We start from the raw sequence: 16,546 nt of genomic DNA, 5'->3' as shown, positions 1-16,546 counted from the left end.
TTCCAATATTAAATCAGGTACTTTATGTCTATTATGTAGAGATAGTCAATATTTTGTTAAAAAAAGTATGGTGTCAGCGTTTACAAATAGTATAATAAGTAAGTAAGCGTTTTATTAGCTTTTAGCTGTTCAAAAAGTATAGAAAATAGCACTTTATTTTTATTTTGGATTGATGATACTATCGAGAATTCGTATTATTTTCTCGAATTGAAGTGCCATGCGTTTTGTTAATCTTAACTCCGAATATTACCTACGTATGTGCTGTTTATACTTCCTTTTTGAACAACCCCATTAGCAAAATTATAAATGAGTAGGAGAGTAAGGAAATTATGACTAAAAATTTAGAATTACTTAAGCAAGAAAAGTTAGTTGCAATCATTAGAGGGATTTCATACGAATCTGGTGAAGCAACAGCTCAGGCATTATTAGATGGTGGAATCAAATTTCTTGAGATCACTTTAAATACTGATGGTGCTTTAAAAATGATTTCTGATTGTAAAGATAAGTTTGGTGACCAATTATCTGTAGGTGCAGGAACTGTACTTAATCTAGATATGGCAAAGGATGCAGTTTCAGCTGGGGCGGAATACATCGTTTCTCCAAATTTAGATGAGAAAGTAGTAGATTATGGAGTTTCTCAAGGTGTAGACGTTTGGCCTGGGACATTAACACCAACTGAAATTGTACGGGCATATAGCCTTGGTGCTTCTGCTGTAAAAGTATTCCCAATTGGTGCGTTAGGTGTTAACTACTTAAAAGATATTAGAGGTCCTTTAAACCACATTCCAATGATGGTTACTGGTGGAATTAACATCGACAATGTTAATGACTTCTTATCAAAAGGTGCTATCGCTGTAGGTTTAGGTGGAAACCTAGTTAATAAGCAGCTTATTGAAGAAGGAAAATATGATGAGATCACTAAATTAGCACAAGCTTTTGCTGATAAAGTGAAAGGAGTTTAATGGTATGAGTTCTTTACCAAAAGTCGATTTTGTAACCATTGGTGAAAGTATGATTTTGTTTCAGCCGATGCCAGAAGGATCCATTGCTTATGCACCGTTATACTCGAAATCTGTAGGTGGAGCTGAATCAAATGTTGCTTTAGGTTTAAGCCGATTAGGTAAAAACACTCGTTGGATTAGTAGATTAGGTAAAGATCCTTTCGGAGATATTATCATGTCTACATTAGCTGGGGAAGGGGTAGATGTATCCCACGTCATTCGAGACGAAGAAGCATCTCCAACTGCAGTTTTCTTTAAAGAAGCGAAAGGCTATGGAGATCCTAACGTGTATTATTACCGTAAACATTCTGCGGCAAGTAAATTTAAACCTGAAGATGTGGATTCGAAGTGGTTTGAAAATGCTCGTCATCTTCATGTTACTGGAATAACTCCAGCCCTTGGTGAAAACACAACGGACATGATTAAAGAAGCCATGAAGAAAGCGAAAGAACAAGGATTAACTGTATCCTTTGATCCAAATCTTCGTCGTAAGCTATGGAGTGAAGAGGAAGCGAGAGAAACTCTTTTATCTCTTATTCCGTTGTGTGATATTTTTATGCCAGGTGATGATGAAGCAAATTTCCTCCTTGGTGAAAAAACGGAAGAAGAATACTGTCAAGCATTCATTGAAATGGGTGCTAAGCTTGTTGTTCTTAAACTAGGAACGAAAGGATCAATGGCTAAATTTGGTGACACCGTTATTTATGGTGATCCTTATAAAGTAGAATCTGTTGTTGATACAGTAGGAGCAGGGGATGCGTTCGCAGCAGGATTTTTATCTGTATTGTTAGATTTGGAAGATCCTTTAAGCTTAAATGCTTTACAATCGGCTGCACCAAAAGCCTTAACCCGTGCCAATACAATGGGTGCCCTTGCAACGCAATTTAAAGGTGATTGGGAAGGTGCTCCTTCATTATCAGAAGTAGAAAATATTATTGCAGGAAAGCAAAGTACAACGAGATAAAGATTTAAAATATCTTTCAAATAATGCAAATTTAATTTTTCTGAAAAAATAACAACGTTTGCATTTTTTAAATTTTAGAAAATGAATAATAAAATTTTTAGGAGGGTTTATTTTGAAAACATTTATTCACGATGATTTTGTATTGAATAGTAAAGCTGCAAAGAAATTGTATCATGATTATGCGGAAAAAATGCCAATTAATGATTTCCATTGTCACTTAAGTCCTCAAGAACTAGCAGAAGACAAAAACTTTGAAAACCTTTTTCAAATTTGGTTAAAAGGTGACCACTATAAGTGGAGAGCAATGAGAGCATTAGGTGTAGATGAAAAGTATATTACTGGAGATGCTAGTGACTATGAAAAGTTCAAAGCTTGGGCTAAATGTGTGCCAGAAACAATTGGAAACCCTTTATACCATTGGACTCACATGGAACTAAAACGTTACTTTGGATTAGACGTATTGTTAAGTGAAGAAACATGTGATGAGGTTTGGGAGCATTGTAATAAAATGTTACAGGCTGGCGAGCTTTCTACTCAAAAGATTGCAGAAAAATTCAATGTGAACTATATTTGTACGACAGATGACCCGACTGACAATCTAGAGTATCATGTTCAAATTAAAGAAAATGATGACTTTAAAACAAAAGTTCTTCCAGCATTCCGTCCGGATAAGTCATTGGAAGTTCAACGTCCAGAATTTGCTGACTATGTTTCTAAATTAGCTGATGCAGCTGACATGGAAATTAAGTCTTATGATCAACTTCAAAAAGCAATCGAAAAAAGAGCACAATTTTTCCACGAAATGGGATGCCGTCTTTCTGATCACGGTATTAAAACATTGCCATTCGTAACGTGTACAGAAGAAGAGGCAGCCGCTATCTTTGAAAAAGGCTTAGCTGGGGAAACAATCACTCCTGAAGAAGAAGAAAAATATAAAACACATACGTTGTTATTCTTAGGAAGATTATATCGTTCATTAGATTGGGTTATGCAATTACACATTGGTGCAATTCGTAACAACAACGTACGTCGCTTCAATGAGTTAGGACCAGATACAGGATTTGATTCTATTCATGATTTTGATTTGGCTGAGTCTTTAAACGGCTTCTTCAATGAGCTAGATAGTACAAATGAACTTCCTAAATCTATCATTTATAACTTAAACCAAGTTCATAACCATGTTATTGCAACTGCTATTGGAAACTTCCAATCAAGTGAAACAAGGGGGAAAATCCAATTTGGTTCTGGTTGGTGGTTTAATGACCAAAAAGAAGGTATGCTATCTCAATTAAAAGACTTAGCTAATCATGGAATTCTAAGCACATTTGTAGGTATGCTTACGGACTCTAGAAGTTTCCTTTCATATCCACGTCACGAATACTTCCGTCGTATTTTATGTGACCTAGTAGGTGAGTGGGTTGAAAAAGGTGAAGCACCAGAAGATTATGAACTATTAGGTAAAATGATTGAGGACATTTGCTACAACAACTCAGAAAACTACTTTAAGTTTTAATTTAAAAGCTATTTCCAATAGCTTTTAAAGCAAATGCTCAATGAATAAATTAACAGCCTTCGATTTCAAGTGAAACGAAGGCTGTTTCTCTAATACACCATTTTTAGTGAAGTCTACCCTGAAAATAGAAGTTGTATTGTAGTTTTATCCCTATACATAATAACAACCCATACAGGTAAAAATTAATAAATGGAAACTTTTATGTAATAACGAAGGGATGATTTTATTAAATGAAGAAGGTTGTTATTATTGGTGGAGCTGGGACAGTTGGAAAAATTCTTGCGAATGACTTATCCTCAGTATATCGCATTGTTATCATTGACCAAACTCCCTTAGAAATTGACGGTGTAGAATTTATTCATGGAGATGCAACAAATTACCACGAATTAATGTCTAAGATTCCAAGAGATACAAACACAATTATAAATTTATTAAAAATTGATACAAATGGACCAATAGAAGAAATCAATCATTTTGATAGTATGACAAATGTATACTTCAAAGCCACATATTATATTTTGATGATAGCTGCTACTTTTGAAATACCTAAAGTTATTTTCGCAAGTAGTAACCATGTTACAGACTATTATGAAAAAAATGGTGATTCGTTATTAGGTCGAGAAATTAATGTTAATGATTATCCAAAAATGAGAAGTGTTTATGGTCTTTTAAAATTAGCATCAGAACAAGCAGGTTTTATTTTTTCTATCAATCATAATATTTCTGTAATAAATATTCGTATTGGCTCAGTTCCTTCAAAAAACGAAAAAATAGCAATCCAACAAGATCCCAGACTAAAAAAGACTATTTTTACAGATGATGACGTAGCTCAATTGTTTCGTAATGCAATAGAAGCAAAAGTGAAGTTTGGAACGTACTATGGCGTTTCGAATAATTGTGGAAAACCATGGGATATGACTAGTGCAGAAGAAGAATTAGGATTTAAGTCATTAATAAACAGTGATGATCTATTGTAAAGGTTATTATTAAAAACCTGTAGGTATAGAAATTTTACTACTAATCATAATATAAACTTAAAATTATAAATACATAAGTGGGGGTATACATGGCAAATGTAAATATTTTTCTTGTAGGCGATTCCACGTTATCTAACTATGATGCCTCGAGGGCGCCGAGAGCTGGCTGGGGCCAAGTATTAGATCAATATTTAACAAAAGATGCTAAAGTTTATAATGAGGCTGCATCTGGCAGAAGTTCGAAGAGTTTTATTAATGAAGGAAGACTAGCTCCAGTAAAAGCCCATATTAAAGAAGGGGACTTTTTGCTCATTCAATTTGGGCATAACGATGAAAAGGATGATCTTGAAAGGCACACTGATCCATATTCAACATATAAAGAGTACTTAAAGGAATATATTCAGGTAGCTGAAAATAGTGGAGCATTACCTATATTAATTACTCCTGTTCAACGTCGAAGTTTTGATGAAAAGGGAGTGTTTCAAGAAACGCACGGTGAATATCCTATAGCAATGAAAGAGCTTGCTGAGGAATGTAATATTCCGTTGATAGATTTAGGAGAAAAAAGTAGGATTCTATATGAAGAGTTAGGAGCAGAGAAGACAAAAAAGCTTTTCTTATGGTTTAAGCCAGGAGAAGAACTAAATTATCCTAATGGGGAAGAAGATAACACTCATTTCTCTGAGTATGGAGCTCATCATATTGTTAAACTAGTTTTACAGGAAATTAAGTCAATGAATCTAAGATTAGCAAAATATATCAATGAATAGCAAAAGAAAACACTTAATGTTTATTATACATATATATTAGGAGGCTTTTTCACATGACAACTTCAGAAAAATTAACACTACCTACGTTTGATGTTTTACTTCCTGAAATACCGGATAAAGAATTTAGTATAACAGATTTTGGTGCTATTGGTGATGGCGTGCATTTAAACACAGAAGCATTTGCAAATGCTATTTCAGCATGTGTAGAGAATGGTGGAGGAAAAGTCGTCGTTCCAGCAGGGATCTGGTTGACTGGTCCAATTTCTTTAAAGAGCAAATTAAACCTTCATGTTGAATCTGGTGCGGTTGTTTTATTTAGCGATAATTTTGATCACTACCCTCTTATCCATTCTACTTTTGAAGGAGAAGAAGTGATCCGATGTCAATCACCAATTGACGGAGAAGGACTTGAAGATGTAGCGATTACAGGGAAAGGTACCTTTGATGGATCCGGTGAAGCGTGGCGCCCAGTAAAACGCTGGAAAATGACTGATATACAATGGGAAAAACTTATTAAATCAGGAGGATTTATCGCTAAAGAAAGAGAAGAGATATGGTGGCCAACTGAGCAGGCAGCAAATGGTGCAAAGATATTAAAAGAGTTACGTGCAAAAGGATCTAAAAACATAGATGATTATCAACAAATTAGAGACTTCTTACGTCCTAATATGGTGAGTATTAGAAGATCAAGACGAGTATTATTAGAAGGGCCAACTTTTCAAAATTCACCAGCTTGGAATGTGCATCCATTTGTATGTCAACATGTGACAATGAGAAATGTAACTGTCAGAAATCCATGGTTTTCACAAAATGGGGATGGTTTAGATCTAGAAGCATGTCGTTATGCAATCGTTGAAAATTGTATTTTTGATGTAGGTGATGATGCTATCTGCATTAAATCGGGTAAAAATGAAGAAGGACGAAAGTTAGGTACCCCAAGTGAAGATATCACTATTCGTGATTGCCAAGTTTATAGTGGACACGGTGGTTTCGTTGTAGGAAGTGAAATGTCTGGTGGCGTTAGAAATGTTAGTATAACAGACTGTACTTTCTTTGGCACAGATACTGGTTTGCGATTTAAAAGTACTCGCGGACGTGGGGGAGTAGTAGAAAATATTGTAATTAATAATATTTGTATGAATAACATCAAAAAGGAAGCTATTGTTTTTCATATGTTTTACGAAATATCTGATGAAGATGTAGTGAAAGGGGTAGTACCAGTAACAGAAGAAACTCCAATTTTTAGACATGTGGATATACGTAATATCGTAAGTACTGGTTCAGAAACGGCAATCCTAATGAAGGGCTTGCCAGAAATGCCTCTAGAAGGAATTACTTTTGAAAACCTATCGCTTGTATCAAAAAGTGGTATTACAGGCTCTCAATGCAAAGACGTAAATTTTTCAAATGTAGCCATCACAGTAGAAAATGGACCTTTATTTTCTTTAGAAAATTGTGTTAATACTTCTATAAATCAATTCACTACTACGAAAGATTCGAATATCTATTTACAAGTATCAGGTGAAAAAACAGAAAATATGTCTTGTCACTCTAATCTTGTAGATGAAAAAGATAAATTTGTTGTTAAAGAAGGAGTTAATCCATCGGAAGTAAAATTATCAATATAAAAGAAGGTTAGAGTTTTAGCAATGTAATGTCTTACTAGTTGCCCACGTCATGTGGGCAACGACAAATGTTAGTTATTTTAAAAATTTTTAATGAATGAAAGGAGGGGAAATTTTGTCTAAGCATAGACTTATCTTAATTGGTCACGGTAATATAAGTAAGGCTTATTTAAATGCTTTCTCAAATGTTGATGATGCAGAAATAGTAGGTGTTGTTGGTCGCAACTTGGAAAGAGTGAAGGCTTTTGCAGAAACACATAATATTTCTAACTTTGGGATTGATGTAAAGGAAGTATCTCATCAAGGAAGAGCTACTGCTGCAATTATTTGTACACCAAATGCGTTACATTATGATGCAGTAATGACTGCTTCTCAATTAGGACTACATTGTCTGTGTGAAAAACCGTTAGATATTTCACCAAAAAAACAAGAGGAAATGATTAGTAGCTGTGAAAAACATGGTGTTAAGCTAGCAGTTTCTTATATGCGTAGATTCATACAGCATCTCCGATTTATAAAAGAGGTAGTTGACTCTGGAAAGCTTGGTAGAATAATGGTCTTTGATGTGACAATTAAGCACTTTCGACCAAAGGAATATTACGATTCATGGCATGGAACGAAAGCTCTTGATGGTGGCGGACCATTTATCCAACAAGGAAGTCATATTATTGATTTAGCATTATGGTTATGTGGAGGATATAAAGAGGTACTTCAAGGAAAACGCTTTCAAGTGTATCATGACATTGAGACTGAGGATCATGGCTATGCCCTTGTGAAATACAATAATGGGGCAATTGGCATGATTGAAGCATCAACTGCAAGCTATGGGCTAAAAAATGAAGGAATTGAAATCTCAGGAACGAAAGGTTCAATAACAGCAAATTATGATGAAATTATTAATTTCGATGTTCCTGGTGTTCCATTACCTGATTTTAGTAGTAGTGATTCTAGTAATGAAGCACTCTTTAAAGAACTTGCAATGGATTTTATTAAAGCCATTGAAACGAACAATCCTCCATTTATTGATGGTGAATCTGCAAAAAAAGCAACTGAATTAATTATTGATATTTATGAAAAATGCGGCGAACCAATAAAGACTTTTAGTTAAAAGATAGGATCAGCACGAGACGAAAATCCCCCTAAAAGCTTACTGTGTAAATTTTAGGAAGTTGAGGTCGTGCACGCGGATAGCGTCCGCATGTAACGTAAGAATCACCCTTGAAAATAAAATTTTCATCCACCCGGGTGCAAATTTCTCTTGCAGGGGCGGTCTACCATAAAAATAAGTATTGGTCTTTCTTGAAAAATTGAAAACAGAGGAGATGTAATAATGTCAGTAGGAATTTTAGCACATTTATTCGGAAAACTACCTTATAAACAACTTGCATATGAGATTGGATCAGAAGGTTTTAAGCATGTTCAGTTAGCAATGTGGAAGGCAATTGAAGATTATGACTTCAATAAAGGGGGGTTGTTAAATCCAGGGCTAGCAAAAGACATTAAGGAAGAATTTGCTAAGAATGGTGTATCTATTTCCGTTCTCGCTTGTTACTTGCATTTTTATGATCGAGATGAGCAGAAAAGACGGGAAAATATTGAACGCTTTAAAGAATTAATTCGCTATGCCCCTCACTTAGGTGCACCTATTGTTGCAATGGAGGTTGGAAAACCAAAAGGAGAAGTGGATGACAGTGATTGGGTAACACTAAGGGAATCAATAGAAGAACTTGTAGAGGAAGCGGAAAAGTGGGGAGTAATTGTCGGTATTGAACCAGCGAATGACCACCTAATCGAATCAGCAGCACAATTAAAACAAATGATGGAGGAGGTACCGTCGTCTAATATTGGAGTTGTTATAGACCCTGGAAACTTGTTAAAAACGCATAATTTTAAAGAACAAGATCAAGTGATTGAAGAAGCATTTGAATTACTGGGGGACCGTATTGTTGCCGCACATGCGAAGGATCGTATTATTCTTGATGATAATGAATTGCACACTGTTCGAGCTGGTCAAGGGGAAATGAACTACGAATTATATATGAAACTATTGAATCAATATAAGCCTCAAGTAAACATCATCATGGAGCATGCGAAAACAACGGAAGAAAGGCGAGAAACAAAATTCTTTATTGAAAATATTCGTGGACAAGTTTCAAAATAACCTTGATTATATGAATCTTATATCATACCATTAAAGTAAAAGATTTGCTCATTGACTTTTTAGGGAATTCTATTTATAATGAAAATAACAACGTTGTTATTTTTACAACGAAAATTTAAGGAGGATATTATGGCATCTACCCATATAGTTGTAAACAAAACCGATAACGTAGTCGTGTCGTTAAAAGAATATAAAACTGGTGACATCCTAGAAGTTGGGGATAAGAAAATTAAAATTACTGAGGATATTCCATCAGGTCATAAGATTGCGTTAGAAACAATTGATCAAAATGAGAACGTAATCAAATTTGGTTATCCAATTGGTAGTGCAAAAGAACGTATCGAAGCAGGTAGCTGGGTTCATACTCACAATGTAAAAACGAACTTATCAGGTACGTTAGAATATTCATATAATCCTAAGCCTTCAAAAGTAAAGAAGGGTGCTAGTGAAAGAACATTTAATGGATATGTACGTAAAAATGGTGAAGTCGGAATTCGTAATGAAATCTGGGTAATTAACACTGTTGGCTGTATCAATAAAACAGCAGAAGCAGTTGCTAAGATGGCAAACGACCAATATAAGGACGAAAATCTTGACGGAGTATATCACTATCCTCATTTATTTGGCTGTTCTCAATTAGGAGATGACCTTCACAATACGCAAAAAATCCTTAGTAATTTAGTTCACCACCCTAATGCTGCTTCTATTCTAGTAATGGGATTAGGCTGTGAAAATAATTACATTGATGTATTTAAAGAAGTACTTGGTGACTATGATGAAAACCGTGTAAAATTCTTAGAAGTACAAATTGCTGACGATGAAATTGAAGAAGCAATGGACTTAATGGAAGATTTAGTATCGTATGCGAAGTCATTCGAACGTGAACCAGTTCCTGTTTCTAAACTGAAAGTTGGATTGAAGTGTGGAGGATCTGACGGATTCTCAGGTATTACTGGTAACCCTCTACTTGGTTCTTTCTCAGATAAGTTAATTAGCCATGGAGGATCTACAGTATTAACTGAAACACCAGAATTATTCGGTGCAGAAGAAATGCTAATGGAAAGAGCAAAAGATGAAGCGACATTTACTAAGATTGTTGATCTTGTAAATGACTTTAAAGAGTATTTCATTAAACATGATCAAAATGTTTATGAAAACCCATCTCCTGGTAATAAAAAAGGTGGTATTACTACTCTTGAAGAAAAATCACTTGGTAATGTTCAAAAGGGTGGCTTTGCTGAAGTTGTTGATGTACTTCCATATGGTGATCGCATGAAGGAAGATGGATTAACTTTACTTCAGGGACCAGGAAATGACTTAGTTTCTGTTACAGCGTTAGCAGCTTCTGGTGCTCACATTGTGTTATTTACTACAGGTCGTGGAACACCATTTGGTGGACCAGTTCCAACTGTAAAAATTTCAACGAACACTGAGCTTTATAACAAGAAGAAAAACTGGATTGACTTCGATGCAGGTCAATTAGTACACGGTAAGGATAAAGATGAACTTACAGATGAGTTTTTCGAATATATTATTCAGTTAGCTTCTGGTGATTTAAAAGCTAACAATGAAAAATATGGTTTTAAAGAAATTTCAATTTTCAAAGATGGCGTAATTCTATAATTACAGTTTCTATTCACATAAATTCATGTGAAGAAAATGTATAACAACCCTGTTGGTGTTCGGTATACTGTACGATTAGTATACCGATCATACAATAGTGGTATTATAAAAACAGTCCGTACATATATAGGGCTAAAATACATAAAAGCTCTATATCTATAAGACATACTTAGTATCATAGCAACGCAAGTAAATTTAAAAGAAGAGGTGCATAGGATGAAAGAATTGAACAAAACAATTACAAAGGCAGACATGTCATCAGCGGTAGAATTTAACATCCAAGACAATTTACCAGAGAAAGTACTTCAAATTGGTGAAGGTAACTTCTTACGTGGATTTATCGACTGGCTAATCCACCAAATGAACAAGCAAGGTGTATTTAATGGAAAAGCGGTAGTTGTACAACCTATTAACCAAGGGCCAGTTATTCAAATGCTTAACGACCAAGATGGTCTATACACTGTTGTGTTAAGAGGAGTACAAAACGGAGAAGTTGTCGAAAAAAGTGAAGTGATTTCTTCTATCTCTCGTGGATTAAATCCTTACACACAATGGGAAGATGTTCAAGCTGTTGCAGCATCTAAAGATTTAGAAATTGTAATTTCTAATACTACTGAAGCAGGGATTACTTATGTAAAAGAAGAATTTGAAGAAGGTAAAACGCCAGAATCTTACCCAGCTAAACTTACATCTCTTTTATACCACCGTTACAAAGCATTTAATGGTAGCCCGGAATCAGGGTTAATTATTATTCCTTGTGAATTGATTGAAGAAAACGCGACAAAATTAAAAGAGTTAGTATTCCGTTTAGCTGAAGAGTGGAAGTTACCTGCTGAATTCACACAATGGTTAAGCGATAATAACCGTTTCTGTAACACGTTAGTAGATCGAATTGTTACTGGTTATCCACGTGATGCTGTTGAAGAATTCCGTGAGCTTTTAGGATATAAAGATAACCTTATCACTGTAGGTGAGCCATACCACATGTTCGCTGTTGATGGTGACGAAGTAGTACAAGAAAAAATTCCTTTCCATAAAGCTGGTTTAAACATTAAATGGGGAGACATTACACCTCACCGTGAGTTAAAAGTACGCCTTTTAAATGCACCACACACAATGATGTTCTCGGCTTCTTATTTATATGGTGTTGACACTGTATTAGAGGTAATGGAAAACGAAACGCTACGTAAATTCGTAGACCAAGGCTTTGAAGAGTTAGTGCCAACTGTACGTTCTGATGAAGGTGAAAAGAAGCAATTTGTCGATTCAGTTGTAGAACGCTTCTTAAATCCATACAACAAGCATTTCTTATTGGATATTGGATTGAATGCAGTGTATAAGTACAAGTCTCGTATTCTTCCTTCATTACAAAGATTTGCAGAGCAAGAAGGAACATTACCAAAAACTATCGTCTTCTCATTAGCTTCATTGTTCGCATTCTATCGCCCTATTCGTCAAGAAGGGGATGCATTAGTAGGTAGTCGTAATGGTGAAGAGTATACTATGCGTGAAAACGATGAAGTTATTCAAGCGGTACTTGCTGGATGGGGGAAAGTTGATAATGGTGAAGCAACTGTGAAGGAACTAGTTACTTCATTATTAGGAAACAAAGACATCTGGAGTGAAGATCTAAATGACATTAACGGCTTAACGGATGCTGTAAGTGATTATTTACAACAAATTGTTGATAATGGTATGAAAGCAAGCGTTGAGAGCTTAGTTAACAATAAGTAAGCATATAAAAGTCTTATCGTTCAAAGGAGATCCTTGTATTTATGACAAGGATCTCCTCTTGAATGAACAAAACTAATTAATTTCCTTTTTAACTCTAATATATTTTTTATTCATTTCTTTCTTTACAACTGGCCGGTTAAAAGCTATCGTTGCTGACCACATAATATATAGCCCCGTTAAACTAAAACTAAAGAACGGGATTATACTTGGGAAAATGAATAATATATATTGAATACCTAAGATTCCTAAAACCATTGTTATACTAATGTGAAGGTTAATGACACCAATCATAATTGCAGTTTTAATGTAGTCAATAAGCTTTAGATCATAATATACATAGACCGGTACGATATATATGAGGAATATAGTAAAAAGAATGGCAGCTAAAGTAAATACAACAAAAAGTATGATATATAATGGTCCATCAACAGTACCTAAAAATTGTAAATCAACATAGATAATTAAACCTATTATAATAGTGATTAGACTAAGTATATTTCCTTTTAGGAATTGATTTTTGTAAACGGTTAAAAAAGTCTTAAATATAGGTATTTCAGTGTTCTTATTTAGCCATTGGTTAATGATACTAAACATTGCAATGGAAGCAGGCATGATACCTAGAATTATTAAACCTGCTAATGTAAATAAGATCCAAAGGAAATTTACATAGGCTAACCTCATAATCCATTCAGTAATTTGGTAAAACCGTTTAGAAAATCCACTCATTTCCATAGAATCCCTCGTTTCATTACGTGAAAAATAATTAGGTGCTTATAATACTATTTTAATAAAGTACTTACTACTATATCATATCATTAGCAGTAGTATTAGGAAAATGATGGTTGTGTATGTTAACTTTCATAATTAATTAGACGTAATTTTATTACAGTGCATCTTTCATAGTCAGCTAGAATATTTTTGAAATAACTTAGAATTTCAATTATACGAGAATCTTTCATACATCAATATTTAATTTATCTCCGTCTTTTATTACGAAAACTCCTTATGAGAGAAGTGTTGTATATAAATGAAATTATTAAAATTATCTAAAGAAAAAATGCTGTCAAACCAAGCTGTAATTACCCTTGTAAATCATACAATCTTTCAATTTGGAAATTCATTATCGATTATCTTTATTAATTTGTATTTATGGCGTCTAACCAATAGTTTATTAATTAATGGTCTTTTTAACTTAATTGCAATTTTTTCCCAAGCAATTATTACATATTCTGTAGGGAAAGTAGCAAAGGAAAAAGGTCGTTTAACCATTTATCGTTATGGAATATTTCTAACTGCACTATTTTATTTGTGTATTATTCTAGTACAGGAAGATATGGTTAAGTACTTTTATTTATTCGCCTTGATGAGAGGAGCTGCTCAATCTGCATATTGGCTTGGTTATTTTACACTAGCATATGAAGTATCCAATAATGAAAATCGTCACCGATATTTAGGGTGGAATCAAATTACAACACAGAGTGCTAATTTAATAGGTCCAGCTGCATCTGGTGCCATTATAAGCATGTATGCTGGTTTAAGTGGATACGTTTTCGTGTTTACAATTGCATTTATTATGTTTTTAATAGCAACAATAGGTAGTCTTAAAATAAAGAAAGAAACGTCTCACCATAAGCAATATTATATGAAGTATTTACCTTTAATAATAAAAAAGAAACCGAATTTCCTAAAAGTACTTATAGGCTGGTTTGTTATTGGTTTTCCACAAGGAATTATATCGTATGTGCCACCAATATTACTTTACACAATATTTTTAGAGGAAAGCACTGTTGGATATTTGAATGTGGCCTTTTTAAGCATTTCTATTATTTCTAGCTATATTATTTCGCGAGTTGCAAATATACAATCAACAAGGAAATACCTTCTTTATTCTGCCATTGGTTTAATGGTGTCGGCATCGTTTTTATTTTGGGAGATTTCGGTTTGGACAGTTGTTTTATTTATGTCCATTAGCCATATGTTTAAGCCATTGCAAGGAAACGCATATGCGGCATTTTATTTTAAATGGGTAGGCATGATTCCATTAAAAGAAAATTTTCGAATGGAGTCAGTTGTTTTAAGGGAAACAATTACGAATCTTGGTAGAGGTTCAGGCATTATAGTATTTATGATTTTTTCTACAGAAATAAATCCTACAACCATTCCATGGGTTTTAATAGCTGTGATGAGTATTCAATTTTTAATCCCTTGGTTAGCAAAAGATAAGTAAATAGAAGTCATATTACTTTGAGTATTTCAGTGTAGACCACCCATGCAAGCAAAACTTAGACCATGCTGGATGAAAAAAATTATCTCAATTGGAATGAGTGGGATGTAACGAATGAATACTATATTTAGATTGGTATTTTCTATTTTTAGGGTAGACCACCCATATAAGTTTAAAATTTCACCATGTGATGAAATGCTTATATAATGAAATTTTGAAAAGGAGGAGATAGAGGCAAAGGATTATTCTTCACATTCATATTCTTAATTGCGAAGATAAATAAATTAAATCTAATAACTAAGAAGCTTGTTTTAGAAAGTTTCATAAAGGTAAATAGTAACAAAGTAAAAGATAAAATTTGGAGGTTGTTGAATGATGGTATTTTATAACGTAACAGAATATGGTGCAAAAGGGGACAAGGTAACAGATAACACAGAAGCCTTCGCGAAGGCAATAGCCGCTTGTTCCGAAAACGGTGGAGGAACGGTATTTGTACCTGCTGGAACATACTTAACAGGTTCAATTGAATTAAAGAGTGATATTACATTTCATTTAGATGCAGGTTCATTAATTTTATTTAAAGATGATTTTGATGCTTACCCAGTTGCTTTAACGAGGTGGTCAGGATATGAATGTTATGGATATCAACCACTTATCTATGGTAAAGGTTTAAAAAATGTAACAATTAAAGGTGAAGGAACTTTCGATGGACAAGGAAGAGCTTGGTGGAATATTGCTAATTCCTTGAAAAAAGGTGAAACATACTCTTCTGAACGGACTGAAGAAATTAGAAAACGAAATGAAGAGTACATGGAGCCTATCACAACAAATATTCTTGAATGGGATACGCAATTTTTACGTCCAGCCTTACTGCAATTGTTAGATTGCGAACACGTAACAGTTGAAGGAGTTACCCTTCAAAACTCACCATTCTGGAATACACACTTAGTATATTGTAACCACGTTAGCGTGCGAGGAGTAACAATTAATAATCCATGGGATACACCAAATGGAGATGGTTTTGATATAGATTCTTGCTCCAACGTTCGTGTAACGGATTGTCACTTTGATGTGGGTGATGATTGCCTTTGTTTAAAATCAGGTATCAACGAAGATGGTAGAAAAATTGGAAAACCAACAGAAAATGTTACAGTTACAAATTGTACAATGGCTGCAGGACATGGTGGTATTGTATTTGGTAGTGAAAATTCAGGTGGTATCCGTAATGTAACTGTATCTAACTGTGTGTTTATAGGTACAGATCGTGGAATTCGTTTTAAAACAAACCGTGCTCGAGGTTCCTATATTAAAAATATTATTATAAATAACATTTATATGGAAGATGTATTTTGTCCATTAGCAATGAATTCATTCTATCGTTACGGTGTTGATGTGAATGATCCATTAATGACTGTTCAAGAGCCAATTGAAATAACGGAAAAAACACCGGTTGTGGAGCAAGTTCAAATTAGTAATATAACAGCTAAAAATTGTCGTGCTGCAGCAGGCTTTATTTATGGGTTACCAGAAATGCCAATAAGAGATATTACCTTGAGTAATGTTGTTTTTGAAATGACCACTGACCCGAATGAAGAGGGTGGAGAGCCTGACATGGTTAAAGAAGTTATTATTCGTGCCGGTGACGGCATTTTCTGTAAATATGTAGAAGGTATTGAATTTGATCGTGTTCGAGTAGAAACGAGACAAGGTCCTGCTTTATACATGGAAGAAGTGTCTAATGCTGATATAACAAACCTTTCCATGAAAAAGGTACATGAAAATACGCCTGTTGTTAAATTAAATAATGTAGAAAATGTATATATTGAAGGTAGACAAGCCACTGTTTCCTCCGATACGTACTTAGAAGTAGATGAAGCAAGTCGTTCTAAAGTTTTACCACAACGTTAAACCTTAAAATAAAGGAATTTTGATTCGGATCCCATTAGTATCCTGG

The 16,546-nt window shown here is 34.3% G+C and carries 13 protein-coding genes; 12 read left to right on the top strand and 1 reads right to left on the bottom strand.

The features are described 5' to 3' along the window. Positions 1–329 precede the first annotated feature (329 nt). From QA612_RS10210 to QA612_RS10165, 10 genes are all read left to right on the top strand, one after another. The gene (locus QA612_RS10210) at positions 330–962 is read left to right on the top strand and encodes a bifunctional 4-hydroxy-2-oxoglutarate aldolase/2-dehydro-3-deoxy-phosphogluconate aldolase (RefSeq protein WP_278283714.1); all 633 of its coding nucleotides are present in this window, start codon (positions 330–332) and stop codon (positions 960–962) included. 4 nt (positions 963–966) lie between these two features. Continuing rightward, complete coding sequence (locus QA612_RS10205) at positions 967–1,965, top strand: sugar kinase (protein WP_278283713.1); 999 nt, start codon at positions 967–969, stop codon at positions 1,963–1,965. Positions 1,966–2,077: 112 nt separating this feature from the next. Further along, positions 2,078–3,478: a glucuronate isomerase gene (uxaC, locus tag QA612_RS10200; RefSeq protein ID WP_278283712.1), complete on the top strand. Its 1,401-nt coding sequence runs from the start codon at positions 2,078–2,080 to the stop codon at positions 3,476–3,478. A gap of 230 nt (positions 3,479–3,708) precedes the next feature. After that, complete coding sequence (locus QA612_RS10195) at positions 3,709–4,455, top strand: NAD-dependent epimerase/dehydratase family protein (protein ID WP_278283711.1); 747 nt, start codon at positions 3,709–3,711, stop codon at positions 4,453–4,455. Positions 4,456–4,544: 89 nt separating this feature from the next. Beyond that, on the top strand, positions 4,545–5,225 hold the full coding sequence (locus QA612_RS10190) for a rhamnogalacturonan acetylesterase (RefSeq protein WP_278283710.1): 681 nt from the start codon (positions 4,545–4,547) through the stop codon (positions 5,223–5,225). 53 nt (positions 5,226–5,278) lie between these two features. After that, positions 5,279–6,853 (top strand): glycoside hydrolase family 28 protein, encoded by a 1,575-nt coding sequence (locus QA612_RS10185; protein WP_278283709.1) that lies wholly within the window; start codon positions 5,279–5,281, stop codon positions 6,851–6,853. A 112-nt stretch (positions 6,854–6,965) separates the two neighbouring features. Continuing rightward, entirely contained in the window at positions 6,966–7,958 is a 993-nt protein-coding gene (locus QA612_RS10180) for a Gfo/Idh/MocA family protein (protein WP_278283708.1), read from the top strand. Positions 7,959–8,180: 222 nt separating this feature from the next. Next, complete coding sequence (locus tag QA612_RS10175; RefSeq protein ID WP_278283707.1) at positions 8,181–9,011, top strand: sugar phosphate isomerase/epimerase family protein; 831 nt, start codon at positions 8,181–8,183, stop codon at positions 9,009–9,011. Positions 9,012–9,140: 129 nt separating this feature from the next. Further along, complete coding sequence (locus tag QA612_RS10170; protein WP_278283706.1) at positions 9,141–10,634, top strand: UxaA family hydrolase; 1,494 nt, start codon at positions 9,141–9,143, stop codon at positions 10,632–10,634. A gap of 216 nt (positions 10,635–10,850) precedes the next feature. Beyond that, a complete protein-coding gene (locus tag QA612_RS10165; protein ID WP_278283705.1) occupies positions 10,851–12,368 on the top strand; it encodes a tagaturonate reductase in 1,518 nt (505 codons plus the stop codon). Between the two features lie 72 nt (positions 12,369–12,440). Here QA612_RS10165 and QA612_RS10160 read toward each other — a convergent pair whose 3' ends face one another. Next, positions 12,441–13,094, bottom strand: coding sequence for a YesL family protein (locus tag QA612_RS10160; protein WP_278283704.1), 654 nt, complete (start codon positions 13,092–13,094; stop codon positions 12,441–12,443). A gap of 301 nt (positions 13,095–13,395) precedes the next feature. Here QA612_RS10160 and QA612_RS10155 point away from each other — a divergent pair, with 301 nt between their 5' ends. After that, positions 13,396–14,595 carry an MFS transporter gene (locus QA612_RS10155; RefSeq protein WP_278283703.1) on the top strand — a complete coding sequence of 400 codons (1,200 nt, stop codon included), beginning with the start codon at positions 13,396–13,398 and terminating at the stop codon, positions 14,593–14,595. 369 nt (positions 14,596–14,964) lie between these two features. After that, positions 14,965–16,500: a glycoside hydrolase family 28 protein gene (locus QA612_RS10150; protein WP_347568870.1), complete on the top strand. Its 1,536-nt coding sequence runs from the start codon at positions 14,965–14,967 to the stop codon at positions 16,498–16,500. Positions 16,501–16,546 lie beyond the last annotated feature (46 nt).

Origin of the sequence: Evansella sp. AB-P1 (genome assembly GCF_029688925.1) — a bacterium.
In the GTDB taxonomy this organism is placed as follows: domain Bacteria; phylum Bacillota; class Bacilli; order Bacillales; family Salisediminibacteriaceae; genus Evansella.
Note: the sequence above shows the minus strand (reverse complement) of the source record. Positions and strands in the feature narration are given on the sequence as shown.

Bases quoted from the DNA above. Each gene is read 5' to 3' on its own strand.
- QA612_RS10210 (WP_278283714.1), top strand. From the start codon at position 330: ATGACTAAAAATTTAGAATTACTTAAGCAAGAAAAGTTAGTTGCAATC.
- QA612_RS10205 (WP_278283713.1), top strand. From the start codon at position 967: ATGAGTTCTTTACCAAAAGTCGATTTTGTAACCATTGGTGAAAGTATG.
- QA612_RS10195 (WP_278283711.1), top strand. From the start codon at position 3,709: ATGAAGAAGGTTGTTATTATTGGTGGAGCTGGGACAGTTGGAAAAATT.
- QA612_RS10190 (WP_278283710.1), top strand. From the start codon at position 4,545: ATGGCAAATGTAAATATTTTTCTTGTAGGCGATTCCACGTTATCTAAC.
- QA612_RS10185 (WP_278283709.1), top strand. From the start codon at position 5,279: ATGACAACTTCAGAAAAATTAACACTACCTACGTTTGATGTTTTACTT.
- QA612_RS10175 (WP_278283707.1), top strand. From the start codon at position 8,181: ATGTCAGTAGGAATTTTAGCACATTTATTCGGAAAACTACCTTATAAA.
- QA612_RS10170 (WP_278283706.1), top strand. From the start codon at position 9,141: ATGGCATCTACCCATATAGTTGTAAACAAAACCGATAACGTAGTCGTG.
- QA612_RS10165 (WP_278283705.1), top strand. From the start codon at position 10,851: ATGAAAGAATTGAACAAAACAATTACAAAGGCAGACATGTCATCAGCG.
- QA612_RS10160 (WP_278283704.1), bottom strand. From the start codon at position 13,094: ATGAGTGGATTTTCTAAACGGTTTTACCAAATTACTGAATGGATTATG.
- QA612_RS10155 (WP_278283703.1), top strand. From the start codon at position 13,396: ATGAAATTATTAAAATTATCTAAAGAAAAAATGCTGTCAAACCAAGCT.
- QA612_RS10150 (WP_347568870.1), top strand. From the start codon at position 14,965: ATGATGGTATTTTATAACGTAACAGAATATGGTGCAAAAGGGGACAAG.